18 protein-coding genes and 1 other RNA gene are annotated in these 21,340 nt (G+C 56.6%); 16 read left to right on the top strand and 3 right to left on the bottom strand.

Translation table 11 applies throughout. The annotated features are described in order from the left end of the window. Nucleotides 1-3: 3 nt before the first annotated feature. Nucleotides 4-1,950, bottom strand: a complete 1,947-nt coding sequence (locus JD108_RS15220) for an N-acetylmuramoyl-L-alanine amidase family protein (RefSeq protein ID WP_198826873.1) — start codon at nt 1,948-1,950, stop codon at nt 4-6. Between the two features lie 230 nt (nt 1,951-2,180). Between JD108_RS15220 and JD108_RS15215 the strand changes: the two genes are divergently transcribed. From JD108_RS15215 to JD108_RS15185, 7 genes are all read left to right on the top strand, one after another. After that, entirely contained in the window at nt 2,181-2,354 is a 174-nt protein-coding gene (locus tag JD108_RS15215) for a hypothetical protein (protein WP_198826872.1), read from the top strand. An 82-nt stretch (nt 2,355-2,436) separates the two neighbouring features. Continuing rightward, entirely contained in the window at nt 2,437-3,972 is a 1,536-nt protein-coding gene (locus JD108_RS15210; protein WP_198826871.1) for a coproporphyrinogen III oxidase, read from the top strand. A 481-nt stretch (nt 3,973-4,453) separates the two neighbouring features. Next, nucleotides 4,454-5,728 carry a histidine--tRNA ligase gene (gene hisS / locus JD108_RS15205; protein ID WP_198826870.1) on the top strand — a complete coding sequence of 425 codons (1,275 nt, stop codon included), beginning with the start codon at nt 4,454-4,456 and terminating at the stop codon, nt 5,726-5,728. Nucleotides 5,729-5,805: 77 nt separating this feature from the next. Next, nucleotides 5,806-7,584 (top strand): aspartate--tRNA ligase, encoded by a 1,779-nt coding sequence (aspS, locus tag JD108_RS15200; RefSeq protein WP_198826869.1) that lies wholly within the window; start codon nt 5,806-5,808, stop codon nt 7,582-7,584. 51 nt (nt 7,585-7,635) lie between these two features. Further along, nucleotides 7,636-7,818: non-coding RNA, 6S RNA (gene ssrS / locus JD108_RS15195), on the top strand. A 94-nt stretch (nt 7,819-7,912) separates the two neighbouring features. After that, nucleotides 7,913-8,668 carry a tRNA threonylcarbamoyladenosine dehydratase gene (locus tag JD108_RS15190; protein WP_198830146.1) on the top strand — a complete coding sequence of 252 codons (756 nt, stop codon included), beginning with the start codon at nt 7,913-7,915 and terminating at the stop codon, nt 8,666-8,668. Nucleotides 8,669-8,674: 6 nt separating this feature from the next. Beyond that, nucleotides 8,675-10,009, top strand: coding sequence for an AAA family ATPase (locus JD108_RS15185; protein ID WP_198826868.1), 1,335 nt, complete (start codon nt 8,675-8,677; stop codon nt 10,007-10,009). A gap of 97 nt (nt 10,010-10,106) precedes the next feature. On the opposite strand, the gene JD108_RS15180 is transcribed toward JD108_RS15185, so the two are convergent. Beyond that, complete coding sequence (locus JD108_RS15180) at nt 10,107-10,280, bottom strand: hypothetical protein (protein ID WP_198826867.1); 174 nt, start codon at nt 10,278-10,280, stop codon at nt 10,107-10,109. Between the two features lie 112 nt (nt 10,281-10,392). On the opposite strand from JD108_RS15180, the gene cymR reads away from it, so the two are divergent. From cymR to JD108_RS15145, 7 genes are all read left to right on the top strand, one after another. Continuing rightward, nucleotides 10,393-10,812, top strand: a complete 420-nt coding sequence (cymR, locus tag JD108_RS15175) for a cysteine metabolism transcriptional regulator CymR (RefSeq protein ID WP_198826866.1) — start codon at nt 10,393-10,395, stop codon at nt 10,810-10,812. A gap of 12 nt (nt 10,813-10,824) precedes the next feature. Next, nucleotides 10,825-11,967: a cysteine desulfurase family protein gene (locus tag JD108_RS15170; RefSeq protein WP_198826865.1), complete on the top strand. Its 1,143-nt coding sequence runs from the start codon at nt 10,825-10,827 to the stop codon at nt 11,965-11,967. Nucleotides 11,968-12,218: 251 nt separating this feature from the next. Next, on the top strand, nt 12,219-12,644 hold the full coding sequence (locus JD108_RS15165) for a methyl-accepting chemotaxis protein (protein WP_198826864.1): 426 nt from the start codon (nt 12,219-12,221) through the stop codon (nt 12,642-12,644). Between the two features lie 109 nt (nt 12,645-12,753). After that, nucleotides 12,754-15,012 carry an SF1B family DNA helicase RecD2 gene (gene recD2 / locus JD108_RS15160; RefSeq protein WP_198826863.1) on the top strand — a complete coding sequence of 753 codons (2,259 nt, stop codon included), beginning with the start codon at nt 12,754-12,756 and terminating at the stop codon, nt 15,010-15,012. Between the two features lie 77 nt (nt 15,013-15,089). After that, nucleotides 15,090-15,572: a PRC-barrel domain-containing protein gene (locus JD108_RS15155; RefSeq protein ID WP_198826862.1), complete on the top strand. Its 483-nt coding sequence runs from the start codon at nt 15,090-15,092 to the stop codon at nt 15,570-15,572. Nucleotides 15,573-15,609: 37 nt separating this feature from the next. After that, complete coding sequence (locus JD108_RS15150) at nt 15,610-15,816, top strand: hypothetical protein (RefSeq protein WP_198826861.1); 207 nt, start codon at nt 15,610-15,612, stop codon at nt 15,814-15,816. A gap of 24 nt (nt 15,817-15,840) precedes the next feature. Then, complete coding sequence (locus JD108_RS15145) at nt 15,841-16,026, top strand: hypothetical protein (protein WP_198826860.1); 186 nt, start codon at nt 15,841-15,843, stop codon at nt 16,024-16,026. A 153-nt stretch (nt 16,027-16,179) separates the two neighbouring features. Here JD108_RS15145 and JD108_RS15140 read toward each other — a convergent pair whose 3' ends face one another. Continuing rightward, on the bottom strand, nt 16,180-16,866 hold the full coding sequence (locus JD108_RS15140; protein ID WP_198826859.1) for a TerC family protein: 687 nt from the start codon (nt 16,864-16,866) through the stop codon (nt 16,180-16,182). 415 nt (nt 16,867-17,281) lie between these two features. Between JD108_RS15140 and JD108_RS15135 the strand changes: the two genes are divergently transcribed. Together JD108_RS15135 and alaS are read left to right on the top strand one after the other, a co-directional pair. Next, entirely contained in the window at nt 17,282-18,346 is a 1,065-nt protein-coding gene (locus JD108_RS15135; RefSeq protein WP_228728164.1) for an AI-2E family transporter, read from the top strand. Nucleotides 18,347-18,677: 331 nt separating this feature from the next. Further along, nucleotides 18,678-21,326, top strand: coding sequence for an alanine--tRNA ligase (gene alaS / locus JD108_RS15130; protein ID WP_198826857.1), 2,649 nt, complete (start codon nt 18,678-18,680; stop codon nt 21,324-21,326). The last annotated feature ends 14 nt before the right edge of the window (nt 21,327-21,340 follow it).

The raw sequence follows: 21,340 nt of genomic DNA, 5'->3' as shown, positions 1-21,340 counted from the left end.
AGGCTAGCCCTCACTTGTATTGAGAGAGGAGAAATACTGCAGGATGCCCTTGAACAGCCCGTCGGCAGCCAGTTCTTGCTGCTTTTCCGAACGGAGCTTGATTTCCTCGTTGTAGTTGGAGAGGAAGCCGATCTCGGCCAGAATGGACGTCACAGGGTTCTCGCGCAGCACGTAGTAATTTCCAAAACGGGATTGCAGATCCTTGTAGTTGGTTGCTTTTACCACTTCATTTTGCACCAGCGAGGCCAGTTTTCCGGAATTCCCCCGGTTGTAGTGGAAAATGATCGTCCCGTTGGTCATCGAATTGGGATGGGTGTTGTGATGAATGCTGACGAAGATGTCGGCATTGTTTTGGATCGCCACGTCGACGCGCTGTTGAAGCGTCAGCTTTCGGTCATCGCTGCGTGTCATGATCACCTTGGCGCCAGCCGCCTCCAGTTTGTGGCGCAGGATCATACCCACCTGCAGATTGACCGTCTTTTCCAATGTGGAGAAGCTGGAGCCGGTCGCTCCGTTGTCATTGCCGCCATGGCCGGGGTCGATCACGATTACTTTGCCGACCAGCTCATTTGTTTTGACAATAGCAGGGACGCCGACCGCCGAGACGAGCCATCCGGCGACGTAGCCGGAGGTGCCATCCGGAAAGCTGAGCTGGAACCAGTCGCCTTCCCGTTTCAGGATAGGGTATTTTTCGCCGGGCTGCATCTGTCTGACGATTTCATGTTCAGTGCCAGGGCCGGAGCGCACATTGGTGTCCGGATTCAGCACATGGACGTGCGGTCCGGCCGGGGCGGGCATCTCCGGCTGCTTCACGGTGACGAGCCATCCTGCTACCCAGCCTGTTTTTCCATCGGCCGTCTGCACTTTGTACCAGTCCGCCTGTTTTTCCAGGACGGTCAAGGTCGTTCCGATTTTTAGCGTGCCGAGGACACTGCTTGCCGTGCTGGCCTCGGAGCGGAGATTCAAGCCGTCTGTCTGGACGATGGCTGTCGGTTTGGGCAGCGCGGCGGCCGTATCCGGCTGCACGACGGCACCGCCAGGGCCCGGAACTTCAGTGTCCGTGCCGATGTCTCCCCCGATGTCATGTCCGTCTCCCTGATCCGTTGAGGGGGATGATGCGTGCACGGTCCCTGCCTTCGGGATCCACGCAGGAACCCCGTCGTAGGCAAACTGGATCCAGCCATTCTGCTGGCTGCTGACGGTGATGGTCATCCCGGAATGGAGCTGGCCGATCGCCGGCAGAGAGAGATCAGGGGCCGGATAGACATAGGGGTTGTAGTCCAGCGTGAGCGCGGTGCCGTTTTGGACGGCTTGTCCAGCTCCGGAAGACGGTCCCGGTGCCGTTTGCGCAGGGGAGGGCGTACTGCCCGCCGCTGGAGCCGAGGGAGCATTTCCAGGCGGATGTTCGGTTACCAGCCAGGCGGCCACCCACCCTTTGCTGCTTGCGGACAACTGGATTTGATACCAGTCGCCGCTTTTCTGCAGTACGGTGTACCGGCTGCCGGGATTGATCGTCTGCAAAATCGAATGGGTTTGGCCCGGTCCCGATCTCACATTGAGATTGTCGGTATTGCTCTCGATCTGGGATTTGGCAGCGGGAGCAGGGACGGCGGGGGCAGCGGGCTTGACTGCGGATCCCGGCTGAGCAGCCGGTTTCGCTGCTGCAGGGGTCTTTGCGGCGGTCTCGCTCACCAGCCAATTGGCCACCCATCCTGTTTTTCCGTTTGGCAGGCGAATTTGATACCAATCGCCTTTTTCAGAAATGACAGGCAACACCGTATTGACTGGCAATGTCGTAACCACCTGTTCCTGCGTGCTGGGACCGGATCGCACATTCATGTTGTCGACCTTTACTTGAATCGCTCCGGCAGCCCATACGCTTGCAGCAGGCAAGCTGACGGCAAAAGTAACAGCAAGGAGTGTCCGCAGGAGCTGTTTACGTAAGAACAAGATTTGACACCCTTTCCCATCATTTTCTTAAGGATATTGCGCATGCATGCTTGTTTACATGAAATTACCAAATGACTTCTTTCGTCCTCTGTCTTGTTTTTTCCTGCTCTTCCGACAAACTTCTTTCTCATTTTCCATCTTTTTTCCTTTCCTTTCCCCTGCCTTATGCTTTTGGGTTGATCGGGCCATACTAGAGAGCACAGCCCCAAGTGACAAAAGGAGGTAGACGGGTGAGACAGTCAAAAAAAGAGGCTTTCGCCCAGGAGACGAACAGGCGGTTGTTCTCCGTCGATTTTCACGACTTTCTCGAAAAGGAAGCTGCCTTGAATGATGTGGAAATGTCGCGGGAGTTTCACATCAGCGTGAGAGACGTGCAAGAGCTGCGAAAGCGGATGCGCAGATAAGCGTGGAGCTGGTGCTCCGCTTGTTGACCCGGCTTTTCCGGTCAGCTAAGATGAAGGGGCAGACTGAAAAGCAGGTGAACCCATGATTCAAGTGAAATGCCTAGGACATCAATTCGAGCGGGAAATCGGTTTGATTCTCGCCTTGTTTTATGAAGATCCGGACATCGCCTATGTATCGGAGTGGCAAAAGGACGACGGGCTTCGCATCACGCTTGCGCTCGAGGAGCGGCCGGATGGCGTCGCGGCCAGAGGCGCGCTGGAAGCGGAGGAGCGGCACATCGAGAAGATGACGGAACGCTCCTACGCTCTCTTGCAGAAAGCGGCCGCGGATGAAAGAGAGCAGCGCAAAATCGCCAAGCGGGCCGTCAGCTACGTCCTGCTGCTCCTGCTGGAAGAGCTGACCGGCATCGAGCAGGGCTGGGGGGTACTGACAGGCATTCGTCCGACCAAGCTGATGCACCAGTTTCTCTCTTCGGGCGAGGCGCGTGAAGCCGTCCATCAAAGGCTGCGGCAGGATTACATGGTGCGGCCGTACAAAATCGAGCTGCTGCAGGAGATCGTCGACCGCCAGCTGAAGGTGGTCCCTGACTTCTACCGGATCGACCGGGAGCTGTCGGTCTATATCGGCATCCCGTTTTGTCCGACCAAATGCGCTTATTGCACCTTCCCGGCTTATGCGATTCGCAGCCATACAGCGTCGGTCAATCCGTTTTTGGAGGGGCTTCATTACGAGATGGAGCGGCTGGGGGAATGGCTGACGAGGCGGGACATGCGCATTACCTCGATCTACTTTGGCGGAGGAACGCCCACCAGCATCACAGCGGAGGATATGGATCAGCTGTTTCAGACGATGCACCGCACGTTTCCGCATATGGACAGCGTGCGGGAGCTGACGGTGGAGGCGGGGAGACCCGATACGATCACGCGGGAAAAGCTGGACGTGATGAAGCGGTGGAATGTCGATCGCATCAGCATTAATCCGCAGTCCTTTACCCAAGAGACGCTGCAGGCGATCGGCCGCCACCACACGGTCGAAGAGACGATCGAAAAATACCATCTGGCCATGGAGATGGGCCTTCGCAATATCAATATGGACCTGATCATCGGCCTGCCCGGCGAAGGCATGAGGGAGTGGGAGCACAGCCTCCGGGAAGTGGAAAAGCTGATGCCCGCTTCGCTGACCGTCCATACGCTCTCGTTCAAGCGGGCATCGGAAATGACGCAGAACAAAGAGCGTTATCAGGTGGCAAGCCGGGAAGAAGTAGGCCGGATGATGGCGCTTGCTTCCGATTGGACCCGTGCGCATGGCTACCATCCCTACTATCTCTACCGCCAGAAAAATATTCTCGGCAATTTGGAAAATGTCGGCTATTCGCTGGATGGCCAGGAGAGCATCTACAACATCATGATCATGGAGGAAGCGCAGACGATTCTCGGCCTTGGCTGCGGAGCCGTCTCCAAGCTGATGGCCCCCGGCAGCGGGAAGCTCGTGCGCTGGCCCAACCCCAAAGACCCGCGCACGTACAATGAGACCTACCGGAGATTGACGGAGGAGAAAATTCGCGATCTGGACGAGGTGTACGGGTTCGCTCCGCTGGAATCGAGCGGAGCCAGGTAGCACCGGCCCTCCCGTCCTGGCATGGCAAATCCGCGGGCCTGACGTCGATGAAAAAAGTTTTACCGAGCGCCTGTTGACGCGTGTTTCTCCGTTTGCTATGATTTGCAGTAAGATTTTGCGTGTACCTTTTGAACCTTACAATGATCTGATGACGGGAACAAGTACCCAGGAACCGGATAGCCAGAGAGGAACTGCCGCGGCTGAGAGCATTTCCCTATGACGGCTTGGCGAATGACATCCCCGAAGACCGCAGTGAACGAATGGCTTTTTTGGGCCCTTTCAGTAACTGGCAGGCGTATGCTGGCGTTAACGGCTGAAAAGTGGGATTCTTCTCATCGGGAAGAGTCCAATCAGGGTGGCACCACGGGAGCAATATCTTCTCTCGTCCCTGACATGTTCGCATAGAGCGCATGTCAGGGGCGGGAGATTTTTTGTTTTTGGAAAGGATTCGACAGGATACGAAGATGGAGGGGTAACACAGATGGCAAAGATTCAAATTCCTCGCGGCACGCAGGATATCATGCCCGGCACTGTTGAGCTCTGGCACTACATCGAGGACAAAGCGCGAGACCTGTGCCGCCGGTTCAATTACCAGGAGATCCGCACGCCGCTGTTTGAAAACACCGAGCTGTTCCAGCGCGGAGTCGGAGAGACGACGGATATCGTCGAGAAGGAGATGTACAGCGTCTCCAATCCGCGCAGCGACGATACGCTGACGCTTCGCCCGGAGGGAACAGCCGGGGTCGTCCGTTCGTACGTGGAAAATAAGCTGTACGGCTCGCCCAACCAGCCGGTGAAGCTCTATTACATGGGACCGATGTTCCGCCATGAGCGTCCGCAGGCGGGGCGTTACCGCCAGTTTGTGCAGTTCGGCGCCGAGGCCATCGGCTCCAGCGATCCCGCGATTGACGCGGAAGTGATCGCACTGGCGATGCGCCTCTACCAGGAACTGGGTCTGAGCGGGCTGAGCGTCGAGCTGAACAGCGTCGGCACGCTGGAGGACCGGGCCCGTCACCGCGAGCATCTCCTCGCGCATCTAAATGGCGTCCGCGACCAGCTCTGCCCGGATTGCCAATCCCGCATCGACCGCAATCCGCTGCGGGTGCTGGATTGCAAAAACGAGACGTGCAAGAGCTTGACCAAAGACGCTCCGTCCATTCTGGACTATTTAAGCGAAGAGTCAGCGGCCCATTTTGAAGCCGTCAAAGCGTATCTGACCGCGCTGGATATCCGCTATACCGTCAATCCGCGCCTGGTGCGGGGGCTTGATTACTACACTCTGACCGCGTTTGAGATCAAGATGGCGGAGATCGGCGCAGTCGAAACCCTCTGCGGGGGCGGCCGTTACAACGGTCTGGTCGCACAGCTCGGGGGCGATGATATGCCGGGGATCGGCTTTGCGCTGAGTATCGAGCGTCTGCTGCTCGCTTTGGAAAAACAAGGCATCCAGCTTCCGGTATCTACCGGCATCGATTGCTTCGTCGCCATACAGACGGAAGAAGCGAAAGACGCAGCCTTTGGTCTCGTAGACCGCCTGCGCAGCGCGGGCGTATCTGCCGAGCTGGATTATCTGGGCCGCAAGATGAAGGCCCAGCTGAAGCAAGCTGACCGCCTGGCGGCCCGTTATACCGTCATTATCGGGGAGGCGGAGCTGGAAAATGGCACAGCCGTCCTGAAAGAGATGGCCACGGGCGAGCAGCAGGAGCTGAAGCGGGACGATTTGCCCGCCGAGCTGGCCAAGCGCTTGCAGAAGTAAAAATCACTGGACTGGCCCTGCATCAAGCGGACGGCCGCACAAAAAAGCATGGTAGAAAAAGAGTGGAGGAAAAGACAATGAGTTTGCAATATCGCACCGTACATTGCGGAGAGGTTGGCAAAGAGCACGTCGGACAGGAAATAATTCTAAATGGTTGGGTGCAGAAGCGCCGCGACCTGGGAGGCGTCATCTTTATCGACTTCCGCGACAGAACCGGGATCGTGCAAATCGTGTTCAACCCGGAGCATGACAAAGGAGCCTGGGAAATCGCAGACAAGGTGCGCAGCGAATACGTTTTGGCTGTAAGAGGAACGGTTGTCGAACGGTCCCCTGAAGCGGTCAACCCCAAGCTGAAGACGGGGGAAGTCGAGGTGTACGTCAGCGAAATTCACATCCTGAACGACGCGAAAACGCCTCCGTTCCAAATTGAGGACGAGATCGACGTGGATGAGCAGGTGCGCCTCAAGTACCGCTATCTGGACCTTCGCCGTCCCGAGATGCAGCGCTCCCTGATCCTGCGCAGCAAAGCAGCCAAAGCGTTCCGCGACTTCCTCGATGCCCAGGGCTTTGTCGAAGTGGAGACGCCGATGCTGACCAAGAGCACTCCGGAGGGCGCGCGTGAATACGTGGTTCCGTCCCGCGTCCATCCAGGCGAATTTTTCGTGCTTCCGCAATCGCCGCAGCTGTTCAAACAGCTTTTGATGGTCTCCGGCATGGAGCGCTACTACCAGATCGCCCGCTGCTTCCGCGACGAGGACTTGCGCGCGGACCGTCAGCCCGAATTTACCCAGGTGGACATCGAGACCTCGTTCCTTTCGATGGAGCAGCTCTTGCCGATGATGGAAGAGATGGTCGCCCATGTATTCAAAGCGACCATCGGCGTAGAGGTGCCGACTCCGTTCCCGCGCCTGACCTATGCGGAAGCGATGGAGCGCTACGGCTCGGACAAACCGGATATCCGCTTTGGCATGGAACTGACCGATGTATCCGACCTGGTCGCAGGCAGCGACTTCAAAGTGTTTGCCAGCGCCGTGGCCGCAGGCGGTCAAGTCAAGGCGATCAATGCCAAGGGCTGCGGGCATTACTCCCGCAAGGAAGCAGACGATCTCGGCAAGTTCGCCTCCCGCTACGGAGCCAAAGGCCTGGCTTGGATCGGCTTCAAGGATGGCGAGGTCAAAGGGCCGATCGCGAAGTTTTTCAGCGAGGACGTCTTTACCGCCATGAAAGAACGTTTGGCGGTAGAAGACGGCGACCTGCTCCTGTTTGTCGCCGACAAGCCAAAGGTAGTGGCGGACGCTCTGGGTGCGCTGCGCAGCAAGCTGGGCGCTGAGCTGGGCCTGATCGACCACAGCCAGTTCGCTTTCCTCTGGGTGGTAGACTTCCCGTTGGTCGAGTGGGATGAAGAGAGCCAGCGCTATATCGCACTCCACCATCCCTTCACCCGTCCGAGAGACGAGGATATGCATCTCTTGGAGACGGATCCCGGCAAGGTGCGCGCGCAAGCCTACGACATGGTGCTCAACGGCTACGAGCTGGGCGGCGGTTCGATGCGGATCTACAAGCGCGATGTGCAGGAGAAAATGTTCCGCACGCTGGGTCTCACCGAAGAGGAGGCCAAACAAAAATTCGGCTTCCTGCTCGATGCCTTCGACTACGGCACGCCTCCGCACGGCGGAATCGCACTGGGGCTGGACCGCTTGATCATGCTGCTCGCCGGAAGAAACAATCTGCGCGAAGTGATCGCTTTCCCGAAAACTGCGAGCGCGAGCGACCTGATGGTAGACGCGCCAGGTCCGGTAGATGCCAAGCAGCTGGCCGAGCTGAATATCGCGACCACCCTCAAAGAAGAAGAATAAAGCAGACTTGCACAGTCGCATGAGCGTCTGATACATTGGTAATACTACAAAATAGCCCTGCGATGCACGTGACTTCCGATAGTTTTGAGCCGCAAAGATTTTCTAGGGAGTTTTTCGTCCCGAACCGAGAGGACATGCCTCCATCGAGTGGACGTTCGGGTCGGTTGGGCAAGACACCCACCTGCGATGCGCAGGTTCAAAACTGTAGGAGCAGCACGGCATTTTGGGGCTCCTTTTTTGTCTGGCATTCCCACTTTTCCGATTGCATATAAAACGGGGAATGACCTGGTGCAAATACGGACATGCAGATCAGAAAGGTTGACGGATGATGCTTCATCAATTTTCCCGATGTGAATTGGCCTTCGGTCCCGAAGGTTTGGAAAAAATGAAAAACAGCAAGGTAGCCGTACTGGGTATTGGAGGAGTAGGCTCCTTTACCGTGGAAGCGCTGGCCCGAACCGGCGTCGGCAAGCTGGTGCTCGTAGACAAAGATGTCGTGGATATCACCAATATCAACCGGCAGATCCACGCCACGCTCCACACCATCGGCCAAAAGAAGGCAGAGCTGATGAAAGAGCGGATCGCCGCGATTAACCCGGCTTGCGAAGTCGTAACCCTGAACATGTTTTACAATGCGGAGACGGCGGAGGAGCTGTTCGCCCATCAGTTCGATTACATTGTCGATGCGATGGACACGATGTCCGCCAAGCTTCACCTGATTCTGGAAGCAAAACGGCGAAACATTCCGATCATCTCCAGCATGGGAGCGGCCAACAAGATGGACCCGACCCGCTTTGAAGTGGCCGACATCTCGCAAACCAGCTACGACCCGATCGCCAAGGTGATTCGGCGCGAGCTGCGCAAGCACGGGATCTACAAAGGCGTAAAAGTGGTGTATTCCAAAGAAATTCCGGTGACGATTCGGACAGATGTCCGTGAAAAAATCGTATCCAATCCGGATTCACCAATCAGCAAGGTACGGCAGCCTCCAGCGAGCAATGCCTTCGTCCCGTCGGTGGCTGGATTGATTTTGGCCAGCGTCGTCGTGCGCGATTTGCTCGACTGGCAGCCGGCAAAAGGATAGAGAGCCATGGATTTATTTTCATTTGCACATGAGACGCAGGACAAGGGACGTTCGAAGCCGCTGGCTGCCCGCATGCGTCCGCGCACGATTCAGGACGTGATCGGGCAGGAGCATATTCTCGGTCCGGGCAAACTCTTGCGCCGGGCGATTGAAGCGGATCAGGTATCTTCGCTGATCTTCTACGGTCCGCCCGGGACAGGAAAAACCACGCTGGCCAAGGTGATTGCCGGCACGACGCGCACGTACTTTGCCGAGTTGAATGCAGTTACCGCAGGCGTGGCCGATATTCGCAAGGTCGTCGACGAGTCCAAGGAGCGGCTCGTCATGGGCGGGCAGCGGACGACGCTGTTCGTGGACGAGATTCACCGCTTCAACAAATCGCAGCAGGACGCGCTGCTGCCGTATGTGGAAGACGGTACGATTACGTTGATCGGGGCGACGACGGAGAATCCCTTTTTCGAGGTGAATCCCGCTCTTTTGTCCCGCTCGCAAATCTTCTCGCTGCAGCCGCTGACCCATGAGCACCTCCGCCAGGTCATGGAACGGGCCCTCCGGGACGAAGAGAATGGCCTCGCGGAATTGTATGTAGAGGTGACGCACGAGGCGAGTGAGCATCTGATCCACTACGCGGAGGGCGATGCCCGCAGGCTGCTCAACGCGCTGGAGTTGGCCGCCACGACGACCCCGCCGGGGCCGGACGGGCGGATCGTGATCACATTGGATGTGGCGGTGGAGTCGATTCAGCGCAGGGCCGTGCGCTACGACAAAAGCGGAGACAACCATTACGACACGGCTTCCGCCTTTATCAAATCCATTCGCGGCTCAGATCCCGATGCAGCCTTGTACTGGCTGGCGCGGATGATTGATGCCGGTGAGGACCCGCGATTTATCGCCCGCCGCCTGATCATCTCCGCCTCGGAGGATATCGGCAATGCCGATCCGCATGCCATCACGGTAGCCGTCTCCTGTTTTCAGGCGCTGGAGCTGGTCGGGATGCCGGAGGGACGGATTCCGCTGGCGCAGGCCACGACGTATCTGGCGACAGCGCCGAAAAGCAATGCCGCCTACAATGGCATCAACAAAGCTCTTGAAACCATCCGAACCGACGGTCACAAGCCAGTTCCGATCCACCTTCGGGACGCCGCCTACAAAGGTGCGTCCCGCCTGGGCCACGGCCAGGGCTATCTGTATCCGCATGACTACCCCGGCGGCTATGTGCCGCAGCAGTATTTGCCGGATGAGGTGCAGGCGCGTTTCTACGTGCCCAAACCGATCGGCTACGAGAGGGAAATCATGCGGCTGCAGACCGAAAGGCGATCGACAGAGAAAGAGCGAGACTAACCGCCCATGCCAGGCGGTCAAGCCCGGTTTACCCGGTGCAGCGCTTGGCTGAGACGGCCGCGCCCCCTAAAAAACTCCCCCCAAGCGGGGGAGAAGATCAGGTTCGCACATCTCCGCCCGGCTTGTTTGGCAAATCGCCGTTTTCATTTGGCTGCTTGCTTTGTTCGCTGGCGCCAAACCGCGCCTTGTGGGCAATGGTGCCTGCCGGATGATCATAGAGCGTCTCGGAAGGATGGTTGCGCCCTCTCTCCGAGCGTTTGTTTGTGGCCATCGTGATTCACCCCCTGAAAGCTAGTGTGTCCCTGTCGCGTCGAGTCATGTACAGAGATGGGCGGTGAAACGGGGGGACTCGGGGAATACTGCAGGAAGAGGAGAGTTGGACTATGAAAATTTCTACGAAAGGACGATACGGCCTGACCATCATGATGGATCTGGCCAATCGTTTTGGGGAAGGGCCTGTTTCCTTGCGGAGCATCGCCCAACGCCATGACTTGTCGGAGCACTATCTGGAGCAGTTGGTGGCGCCGCTGCGCAATGCCGGCCTGGTGAAGAGCATTCGCGGGGCATACGGGGGCTACGTACTGGCGAAGCAACCGGAAGAGATTTCGGCTGGAGACATCATCCGCGTCCTGGAGGGGCCGATCAGTCCGGTGGAATTTGCCGAAGAGGAAGATCCGGCCAAGCGCTATCTCTGGCTGCGCATCCGCGACAGCATTTCCTCCGTGCTCGATTCCACATCCCTGCAGGATTTGATCAGCTACCAGGATGACGGGCATTCTGACGGCTACATGTTCTATATATAGAAGGTGACTTTTGTGCAAGAGAGAATCTATCTGGATCACGCTTCCACCACGCCTGTCCATCCGCGCGTGCTGGAAGCGATGTATCCCTATCTGACTCAGGTATATGGAAATCCGTCCAGTGTTCACAGCTATGGGCGCGAGGCTCGTCAGGCCATGGAAAAAGCCCGTGATCGGGTGGCCGCCTTCATCGATGCCGATCCGCAGGAGCTGATCTTTGCCAGCGGCGGGACGGAAGCGGACAACATGGCCATCATCGGGGGCGCGATGGCCCTGCGGGAACGGGGCCGCCACATCATCACGTCGAGTATCGAACATCATGCCGTCCTGCACGCTTGTGAACATCTGGAGCGCTCTGGCTTTGAGGTGACCTATCTGCCTGCCGACGAGACAGGGATGATCAGCGTCGACGAACTGAAGCGGGCAGTGCGGGAGGATACTGTACTCGTCTCGATCATGTACGGCAATAACGAAGTCGGAACCATCCAGCCCATCGAAGAGATGGGTCATTTCCTTCGGGAGCGCGGGATTGTCTTTCATACCGATGCCGTTCAGGCTGCCGGCGTGCTGCCGCTCAGCGTCAAACAGCTCCCGGTGGATATGATGTCCATCTCTGCTCACAAGATCAACGGTCCCAAAGGCGTCGGCGCGCTGTATCTCGGACGCAAGGTGCCGTTTGCGCCGCATCTGCACGGCGGCTCCCAGGAGCGCAAACGCCGGGCCGGAACCGAAAATCTGGCCGGGATCATCGGTTTTGCCGAAGCGACGGTCATCGCCGGCGAGGAAATGGCCGAGCGTTTGGACAAATACCGGCGGATGCGGCAGGCCATGCTTTCCCGCTGGGATGACAGCGGGATCGCCTACGTGGTCAATGGCCACCCGGACAAGCATCTCCCGCATATCCTGAACGTCAGCTTCCCCGGCGTGCAGACGGAGACGATGCTGATGAACCTCGATCTGGCCGGAGTGGCTGCTGCCAGCGGTTCTGCCTGCACCTCCGGCTCCCTGGAGCTGTCCCATGTGCTCACGGCCATGTGTCTGGAGGATGCGCGGGCGCAGTCGGCGATTCGCTTCAGCTTTGGCATCACCAATACGGTAGAGGAAGCCGAGCGCGCTGCACAAAAAGCGGCGGACATCGTGCGGCGTCTGAAAAGGTGATAGAAACCCAACGGAAAAGCAATCCGTTGGGTTTTTCGTTTTCTATTCTCAAAAAATTGTCATTTTTTCATTGGCCCAAATAGTGGCTGTTCTGGTACGATTCTGAAACAGGTCTATTGAACTATGTAAAAAGGTTGTACATATGTATAAAAACTGAGACGTGGAATGGAGAGAACGTATGAAAAAATCCAGTTCGATTCGCTACAAATTCGTGATCACCATGCTGGCCATCACGATTATACCTCTCATGATTGCCGGCTGAGCAGTCGAGTCAGTCAGCAGAGGAGATCGCTCATCTGATTCATCGTGTCAGGGATGACATCCAGGCTTCCGTCAAGGCGATGGGGGCGACCACTTTATCCGTCCAAGAAGGACGAGTGGGTGTATCGCATGCAGGTGAATCCTTTGCGCAAATCCTAACCGCTGTCCGGGATGTGAGCAGCCAGGTACATCGGATGAATGATTCCGCGCAAGCGATGAATCAAGGCACCGAGCAATTGGTTGCCCAAGCGGATGAGATCGCCCGGCTGGCGCAGCAGACCGCCCTCGATACCCAAGAAGTAGCCGGCGCCTCCGAACAACAGACAGCCACGACAGAAGAGATGACGGCTGCAGCGGAGACTTTGGCAAAAATGGCCGAGCGGTTGTCAGAACAAGTAAAACAATTTACAATCTAAACATGGTTGAGGAAAACCCAGCCCGGCGCCGCATCAGGCTTCTGCCAGGCGGGTTTTCTTGTTATCTGCCAGTCCAGCAGACTTACTGTATTGCGAGGGGGCGCTACTAATGTCGCAGCAAACACTCCCTTTGTTTGCCGAATCATTTGTTCGCGGCAATATCGTTCAAGAAATTTTTTACAATGAAGAAACATGGTACGGAGTTATACGTCTTAAAGTAGAGGAGACAGCGGAACCGATCAAGGAGTCAGAGATCGTCGTGGTCGGGAACTTTCCCCGGCCGCATCCGGAAGAACTCTATACATTCTATGGAGAATGGAAAACACACCCTCGTTTTGGACAGCAGTTCGCCGCCTCCCGGTATGAGCGCGAAACCCCCAAAACGGCGGCTGGCGTAGAAAAATATCTGGCCAGTGGTCTCTTCCAGGGAATTGGAAAAAAGATGGCGAAACGGATCGTGGAGCATTTGGGCGTCAATGCGCTGTCCATCATCGCAGACCGTCCCGAAGCGCTGGCGGAGATTCCGGGCATCTCGGAAACACGCGCCAAGCAGATTTATGGTTCGGTGATGGAACATCGTTCCTTGGAACAGGCCATGGTGTTTTTGTACGAGTTCGGCATCGGCGTCCAGCTGGCATTGCGCATCTACCAGACCTACAAGCTGGAGACGATGAAGGTCCTGACGGAAGAACCTTACCGCCTGATCGAGGATGTGCAGGGTATCGGCTTCAAGCGTGCGGATGAAATCGCCCGTTCCACGGGAATTGCCGCCTCCTCCGAGCAGCGGATTCAGGCCGCAGTGATCTTCACGCTGCAGGAGGCTTCCTACGCGGAGGGACATGTCTTCCTGCCCATGGAGGAATTGGTGGAAAAGACGATGCGCCTCCTGCATGAATGCGGCGGCCATCTGTTTCAGCCAGAGGAGATCAGCCAGGCCATCGAGGCGCTGTTTGTGTCATCCAAGCTGGTGTGGGACGAAGACAGGGTATACCTGCCCAGCCTGTTCTTTGCGGAAGTGGGCCTCGCCAAACGGCTTCGCTTTTTCGCGGATCGCGAGGATTTCGGTTCGTTTCCCGTCTCCGAGCTGTATCATGCGCTCGGCGCGGTAGAAGAGGAACTGGCGATCACCTATGCCCAGACGCAGCGGGACGCGATCGAACAGGCGATCAAGTCGGGTCTCATGCTGCTGACGGGCGGACCCGGAACAGGGAAGACGACAGTGATCCGCGGGATCTGTCGCGTTTTTGCCTATCTGCACGGCATCTCCTTCGATCTCAAAAAGTACGATGAAAAAAATCCGTTTCCGATCCTGCTGGCTGCGCCTACCGGCCGGGCAGCCAAACGGATGGCTGAAACAACCGGTCTCCCTGCCATGACGATTCACCGCTTGCTTGGCTGGAAGGGAGAGAGCTTCGAGCATGATGCCGAACATCAGATTCAGGGCAAGCTGCTGATCGTCGACGAGATGTCGATGGTCGACGTCTGGCTGGCCAATCAGCTGTTCAGAGCGCTGCCCAGCGACATGCAAGTCATCCTCGTCGGCGACCCGGACCAGCTGCCCTCCGTGGGGCCGGGCAATGTGCTCCAGGATATGATCCGCTCCGGCCTGTTGCCGCGCATACAGTTGACCGAGATCTACCGTCAGGCGCAGGAGTCCTCGATCATCCGTCTGGCGCATGATGTGCGCAAGGGAATCGTCCCGGACGATTTGCTTCAGACCTCCCCAGATCGAAGATTTTTCACAAGTTCGCCACAAGATGTAAATGAAGCGGTGAAACAAATTTGCTTGGGCGCCGTAAGAAAAGGATATACAGCAAAAGATGTTCAGGTGCTCGCCCCGATGTACAAGGGAAATGCCGGGGTGAATCGGCTGAACGAGGAGCTTCAAGAGCTGTTTAACCCCAAGACGGGGCAGAAGCGGGAAGTGGCGTTTGGCGATACCCGTTTCCGCACCGGGGACAAAGTGCTTCAGCTGGTAAACAATGCCGAAGAACAGGTGTTCAACGGCGATATGGGTGAGATTGTTGCGATCTTTTACCCGAATGAAAACGCAGAGAATGAAGAGATGATCGTGGTTTCCTTTGACGGTCGCGAAGTCACCTACAAGCGATCCGACTACCATCAGTTGACGCTCGCCTATTGCTGCTCGGTACATAAGTCGCAAGGCAGCGAGTTTCCCATCGTCGTCATGCCGTTTGTAAGAAATTACCATCGCATGCTGCGGCGAAAGCTGGTGTATACGGGAATCACGCGAAGCAAAGCATTTTTAATCATGTGTGGAGAGCCGGAAGCATTTCGCCTCGCCGTTCAAAGCGATGAGGAAGGCGTGCGATACAGCTACCTGGAGGAACGTCTGAAACAAGGTTGACGCTGGCACAAGTTTGGTCGAATGGAACGCTCTCCTCCGCCGGATACTAAAAGGGCGGAAGGGGGAAGAGACCCGTCATGCGCAAGGCAATGGATGTGGTCGGCTTGCCGGTTTTCTCGCTGGAGACAGGAGAAGAAATCGGTGTGATCCGTGACATTCTAGTGGACTCAGAGACATGGCTTGTCCTCGGAGTCTTGCTGAGCGAGCAGGGCTGGTTCCAATCGGGCACCTACATCCCCTACGACCGCATTCACGCGGTGGGTGAATCCTGCCTCACCGTGTCGGGCGAAGACGCGATTACCTCCTTGGAGCAACTGGCTGCTCCCGAACCTGCCGGGATTGTGACCGGAAAAGGGAAATTGAAGGGCAAATCCGTCATTTCCGTTTCCGGGGACCTGCTTGGCCGATTGGAAGATGTTTACTTCTCTGCGGATTGGGAGAAAATTGTAGGGTATGAATTATCGAACGGTTGGCTGGCGGACGTCACCGAAGGACGCAAGCGCCTTTCCGTTCCTCCATCCGTCATTATTGGGGAAGAAAACCTGATCGTGCCGGACTAGGGTTCGAAGCCAGGCGTCAAAGGGAGGAATCAAATAGATGCGTGTTATTTGCCCGAATTGCAGTTCCAAAGATGTTGGGAAGATTGGAACCAACCAGTACTACTGTTGGAATTGCTTTATCGAAATGAGCGTAACGGGTGAGCAGATCGCTTCCGTGTATCAGGTGGAAGAAGACGGCTCGCTCCATTCGCTGAATGATCTGTTTATCGACGAACAGAGCGTACCCACCGAGCTTAGCATGTAGACTCGAACAGGAGGTGTGTCACGAATGATCGTGCGTAACCTGATGCGCGTCATTACAGCAGGCGGCATCGTCGCTGCCATTGGTTACATGTTGGCTCCGCGCAGACGCAGAGGTTTTGCGTTTAACATCAATCGCTGGCCTGTCTCCATGCGGGATGTACAAAAGCTGATGAAGGCAAGCAGGAAACTGATGCGGGCCATGGCTCGCTGAACGTGAATACGTGGGAAAAGCCCGGCGCGGAATCGTGTCCGGGTCTTTTTTTGGCGATACCCGTTCTGTCCGTTATATCCCGCCAGAGCGTAAACGCAGAGAATGAAAAAAGGCTCTTGCCCGCATGCGAGCAAAAGCCTTTTTTCGTTTCGGTTACGATTGTTCGGCAACTCTTTTTTGTGCCTGGTCCTTCATTCGTCCGATTAAGAGGACGCCGACTACGATGACCGCAATCAATACCCACTTCAGTGCAGGGTACTGGACGAAGAAGGTTTTGATAAAGGGTTCGCTGGTAATCATGCTGCCGGCGGTATAGGCCAGGACAGCCGATCCAATGTAGATGACAGCCGGATAGCGCTCCATCAGCTTCAGGACGAGCGTACTGCCCCAAACCATGACCGGTACGCTGATGACCAAGCCGAGGACCACTAAAAGGAAGCTGCCGTGCGCCGCACCTGCCACCGCGATCACATTATCCAATCCCATGACAGCGTCGGCTACGACGATGGTCCAGATGGCGGAGCCCAGGCTGGAGCCGGCTTTGACCGATTCATGACCATCCTGTTGTACCAGCAGCTTCATCGCAATCCAGATCAGCATCAGCCCGCCGACGAGCAGCAGGCCCGGAATCTTGAGCAGCCAGACGACGGCGAGCGTCGCGGCAGCCCGAATGACCACCGCACCGACTGTTCCCCAGATGATCGCCTTTTTCTGTTGGTGGGCCGGCAAATTGCGAGCAGCCATACCAATGACAAGGGCATTGTCACCTGCGAGGACAAGATCGATCACGATGATGGCGAGCAGAGCAGACCAAAAAGCGGGTGTTAACAGCATCTCCAATTTCTCCAACCTCCTTTTATGTGGATGTCCCGAAAGGCCGCTGTTCCTGATCTGCTAGACACCTTGTATGTAGGGTGTGTCACGATGAGGAAAACAAAACGACCTTTACCCCGACAGGTAAAGGTCGCCAGAAAACAGAAAAGACCCTTACCCAATCAGGCAAAGGTCTTGCTTACAACGAACGTGACGTTGCCAACAAAGCCGGGGAACGAATTCCCGTAATGACGACTTTGTTGCGAAAAAGCTACTCCCCTTTGGAGAATATCCATTTATGTTTATATCGTACACCCGCACTAAAAAGCTGTCAATAAGCAACTGCGAAAAAGGGTGCATGTTTTTTCCTGACTTACATGTTTTTTTATCTTTCCGCACAGCCTATTCATACGGATACCGGAGAGAGGAGGAACATGCCGCTGTGGATGGATTTCGCAATAGCCGCTTTTTGCCTGTGGCCATTTGGCTGATCATCCTGCTCGTCATCGGCAACCTGCTCTGGCTGCTGCGCCCAGTCCTCACCGCCTGGCTGCGGCTGCTGTCGGAGATCTTACTCCCGTTTCTGGTCGGGTTATTGATCGCCTATCTCCTGCACCCGATCGTCGAGGTGCTGGAGCGGCGCCGAGTGCCTCGGCTCATCGCGGTCCTGCTCATCTACGCTTCGTTCGTCCTGGTCATCGCGGTGGCGGTGGTCAATGCCATTCCCATTTTTACGAACCAGCTGGTGGAGCTGGCTGACGATATCCCCCGGCTGACCGAGTGGTATCACAAATGGATGAGCGAATGGGAAGCGCATAAATATTTTCTGCCGGACAGCATCTCCCTCGGAGTGGACCGAGTGATTATCCAGTCCCAGGAGAAGATGTCGCACACCATCTCGCAGATGGTCGATAACGCTCGCAATACGCTGGGCAAGCTGCTTGGCTTTGCCGTCGTCCCTTTTGTCGCTTTCTACCTGCTCAAGGATATGAAGGACCTGCATCGGACGGGCATGTCACTGATCCCCGCCCGCTACCGCAAGCAGGTGCTGGCTGTCCTGCGGGATGTCAATGAATCCCTGGGCAATTACATACACGGCCAGATGCTCGTGGCGCTGATCGTCGGTCTCTGCGCCTATATCGGGTACTGGCTGATTGGGATGCCGTACCCGTTCGTCCTGGCGGCGATGGTCTGCCTGACCAACGTCATCCCGTACGTCGGCCCGATCATCGGGGCAGCTCCGGCCATCGTGGTCGCGCTGACCATTTCGGTCCGGATGACCTTGTTCGTGCTGGCTGTAAATGTGATCATCCAGATCCTGGAGGGGAATATCCTGTCGCCCAATGTCGTCGGCCGCTCTCTCCAGCTCCATCCGCTGCTGATCATCATGGCGCTGCTCGCCGGGGAGGCGATCGGCGGCATCGTCGGGCTGATCGTTGCCGTGCCTGTTCTGGCCGTCTGCAAAGTCGTGATCAACCGAATCGCTTTGATTTACCATGAAAGTTGACAGCGGTCAGTCAAAAAAATTATAATACGGACAATGACATGTATCGGGGACATCCCCTAGATCGATGAAGGAACGAGTACGTTGCAGCCCTTCTACAGAGAGGACACTCCACAGGTTGAGAGAGTGGCCAGAAGAAGTGCAGCGGAAGGCTACTCCCAAGACCGGGAAAAAACCGGCGGCCAGACGCCGTTACCGTCTAAAACGAGCGACAGGCATGTCCTTTTTTCGAGGAAGGCCTGTAAGCAGGGTGGTACCGCGAGAACAAGTTCTCGTCCCTGAGGGGATGGGGGCTTTTTTATTTTTTCTACTTATCACTGGAGGGAAGTTTTTGATGAAAAAGCTGACAGGCAACCAAATCCGCAGGATGTTTTTAGACTTTTTTGTGCAAAAAGGGCACCGTATCGAACCCAGCGCATCCCTGGTTCCGGTGGACGACCCGTCCCTGCTTTGGATCAACAGCGGGGTGGCCACGCTGAAAAAGTATTTTGACGGACGGATCATTCCGGAGAATCCGCGCATCACCAACTCGCAGAAATCGATCCGCACCAACGACATCGAAAATGTAGGCCGCACGGCACGCCACCATACCTTCTTCGAGATGCTGGGCAATTTCTCCATCGGCGATTACTTCAAGGAAGAGGCCATCCACTGGGCTTGGGAATTCCTCACCAGCAAGGACTGGATTGGCTTCGACCCGGAGAAGCTGTCTGTTACCATTCATCCCGAAGACGACGAAGCCTTCGAGATCTGGCACAAGCAGATTGGCTTGCCAGAGGAGCGCATCATTCGCCTCGAGGGCAACTTCTGGGACATCGGGGAAGGTCCGAGCGGTCCTAATACTGAGATTTTCTACGATCGCGGCGAAGCGTTCGGCAATGACCCGAACGATCCGGAGCTGTACCCGGGCGGGGAGAATGAGCGCTATCTGGAAGTATGGAATCTGGTGTTCTCCCAGTTTAACCACAATCCGGACGGCACCTACACGCCGCTGCCGAAAAAGAACATCGATACCGGCATGGGCCTGGAGCGGATGGCCTCCATTATTCAGGAGGTGGACAACAACTTTGAAACCGACCTGTTGTTCCCGCTGATCGAAGCGACCAGCGCTATTTCCGGCGTCGCCTACAAACAGTCGCCGGAAACCGATGTCGCCCTCAAGGTGATCGCCGACCATGCCCGTACCGTTACGTTTGCGATTGGCGACGGCGCTCTGCCGTCCAATGAAGGACGCGGCTACGTCATCCGCCGCCTGCTCCGCCGCGCTGTGCGGATGGGCAAAAAGCTGGGCATCGAAAAGCCGTTCCTGTTTGGCCTGACCGAAACCGTCGGCAAGATGATGGGCGAATTCTATCCGGAAGTGGTAGAAAAGCGCGCATTCATCGAAAAAGTGATTCGCGCCGAGGAAGAGCGCTTCCACGAGACGCTGAACGACGGCCTGGCGATTCTGGCCGACATGGTGAAGGAAGCGAAAGCAGCGGGCAAAAGCCAGCTGTCCGGTCCCGAGGTCTTCAAAATGTACGACACGTACGGCTTCCCTGTAGATCTTACGGAGGACTTCGCCGGCGAGCAGGGTCTCACCGTCGATCGCGATGGCTTTGAGCAGGCGATGGAAGAACAGCGGGAGCGCGCCCGTGCGGCCCGTCAGGACGTAGACAGCATGCAGACGCAGGGAGGACCACTTTCTGAGCTGACGGTTACGAGTGAATTTGTTGGATATACTGAATTGGTAACGACTGGGAAAGTAGAAGCGATCGTTCTGGGCAATCAGCTGGTTGACCAGGCGGACGAGGGTCAAACGGTTCAGGTGGTTCTCAGCCGGACGCCTTTCTATGCCGAAAGCGGCGGACAGGTAAACGATGAAGGAGAGCTGGTCTCCGACAGCGTGAAAGCCCGCGTCAGCGATGTGCAAAAAGGACCGATGGGACAAAACGTCCACACCGTCACCATTGTAGCGGGTACGCTGCATGTCGGCGACGAGGTGCGTGCCGAGGTCAACCGTGAATCCCGCCTCGACATCACCAAAAACCATACGGCCACTCACCTCCTGCACCAGGCATTGAAAGACGTGCTGGGCACTCATGTGAATCAGGCAGGTTCCCTGGTAGCTCCGGACCGTCTCCGCTTCGACTTTACACATATCAGCTCGATTACGTCTGAGGAGCTGGAGAGGATCGAAGCGATTGTGAACGAGAAGGTATGGGCCAATCTGTTGGTCGAGATCTCTCACCGTTCGCTCGCGGAGGCAAAAGAGATGGGCGCCATGGCCTTGTTCGGCGAAAAATACGGCGATGTCGTCCGCGTCGTCAAAGTGGGCGGATACAGCCTGGAGCTTTGCGGCGGATGCCATGTGAGCAATACAGCGGAAATCGGTCTCTTCAAAATCATCAGCGAGAGCGGCATCGGTGCCGGCACACGCCGGATCGAAGCGGTTACCGGACGCGGCGCTTACACCTATCTCAATGAGCAGCTGAGCATTCTCAAGGACGTGGCGCAAGCGCTGAAGGCTCCGCTTCTGGCAGAGGCTCCGGCACGCGTCGAGGGACTGCAGCAGCAGCTCAAGGATGTACAGCGGGAGAATGAATCCCTGCGCGCCAAGCTGGGCAATATCGAAGCGGCATCCCTGACTGACGAGCTCCAGGTGGTGGACGGGGTGCAGGTATTGGCTGCACGCGTCTCCGCTTCTGACATGGATAACCTGCGCGGCATGGTGGATGAACTGAAGAACAAACTGGGCTCGGCCGTCATCGTGCTGGGGGCGGTGGAAGGAGACAAGGTGAACCTCGTCACAGGGGTGACCAAGGATCTGATCGACCGGGGCTTGCATGCTGGGAAAATGATTAAAGAAGTAGCGACGCGCTGCGGCGGCGGCGGCGGTGGCCGTCCCGACATGGCTCAGGCCGGCGGGAAGGACCCGTCCAAGCTGCAGGAAGCGCTTGATATGGTCACAGAGCTGGTGAAAGGGCAGATGGCGGCGAAGTAAGCCGCCCTGCTTTT

It is taken from the genome of Brevibacillus composti (genome assembly GCF_016406105.1).
GTDB classification, from domain to species: Bacteria; Bacillota; Bacilli; order Brevibacillales; family Brevibacillaceae; genus Brevibacillus; species Brevibacillus composti.
The sequence above is the reverse complement of the archived record's forward strand: the minus strand, read 5'-3'. Positions and strand labels throughout refer to the sequence as shown.

Excerpts from the sequence above, each read along its gene's own strand:
- hisS (WP_198826870.1), top strand. The coding sequence starts at position 4,454 with ATGGCAAAGATTCAAATTCCTCGCGGCACGCAGGATATCATGCCCGGC.
- JD108_RS15150 (WP_198826861.1), top strand. The coding sequence starts at position 15,610 with ATGCGTGTTATTTGCCCGAATTGCAGTTCCAAAGATGTTGGGAAGATT.
- JD108_RS15210 (WP_198826871.1), top strand. The coding sequence starts at position 2,437 with ATGATTCAAGTGAAATGCCTAGGACATCAATTCGAGCGGGAAATCGGT.
- recD2 (WP_198826863.1), top strand. The coding sequence starts at position 12,754 with ATGTCGCAGCAAACACTCCCTTTGTTTGCCGAATCATTTGTTCGCGGC.
- JD108_RS15180 (WP_198826867.1), bottom strand. The coding sequence starts at position 10,280 with ATGGCCACAAACAAACGCTCGGAGAGAGGGCGCAACCATCCTTCCGAG.
- JD108_RS15145 (WP_198826860.1), top strand. The coding sequence starts at position 15,841 with ATGATCGTGCGTAACCTGATGCGCGTCATTACAGCAGGCGGCATCGTC.
- JD108_RS15185 (WP_198826868.1), top strand. The coding sequence starts at position 8,675 with ATGGATTTATTTTCATTTGCACATGAGACGCAGGACAAGGGACGTTCG.
- JD108_RS15190 (WP_198830146.1), top strand. The coding sequence starts at position 7,913 with ATGCTTCATCAATTTTCCCGATGTGAATTGGCCTTCGGTCCCGAAGGT.
- cymR (WP_198826866.1), top strand. The coding sequence starts at position 10,393 with ATGAAAATTTCTACGAAAGGACGATACGGCCTGACCATCATGATGGAT.
- JD108_RS15155 (WP_198826862.1), top strand. The coding sequence starts at position 15,090 with ATGCGCAAGGCAATGGATGTGGTCGGCTTGCCGGTTTTCTCGCTGGAG.
- alaS (WP_198826857.1), top strand. The coding sequence starts at position 18,678 with ATGAAAAAGCTGACAGGCAACCAAATCCGCAGGATGTTTTTAGACTTT.
- aspS (WP_198826869.1), top strand. The coding sequence starts at position 5,806 with ATGAGTTTGCAATATCGCACCGTACATTGCGGAGAGGTTGGCAAAGAG.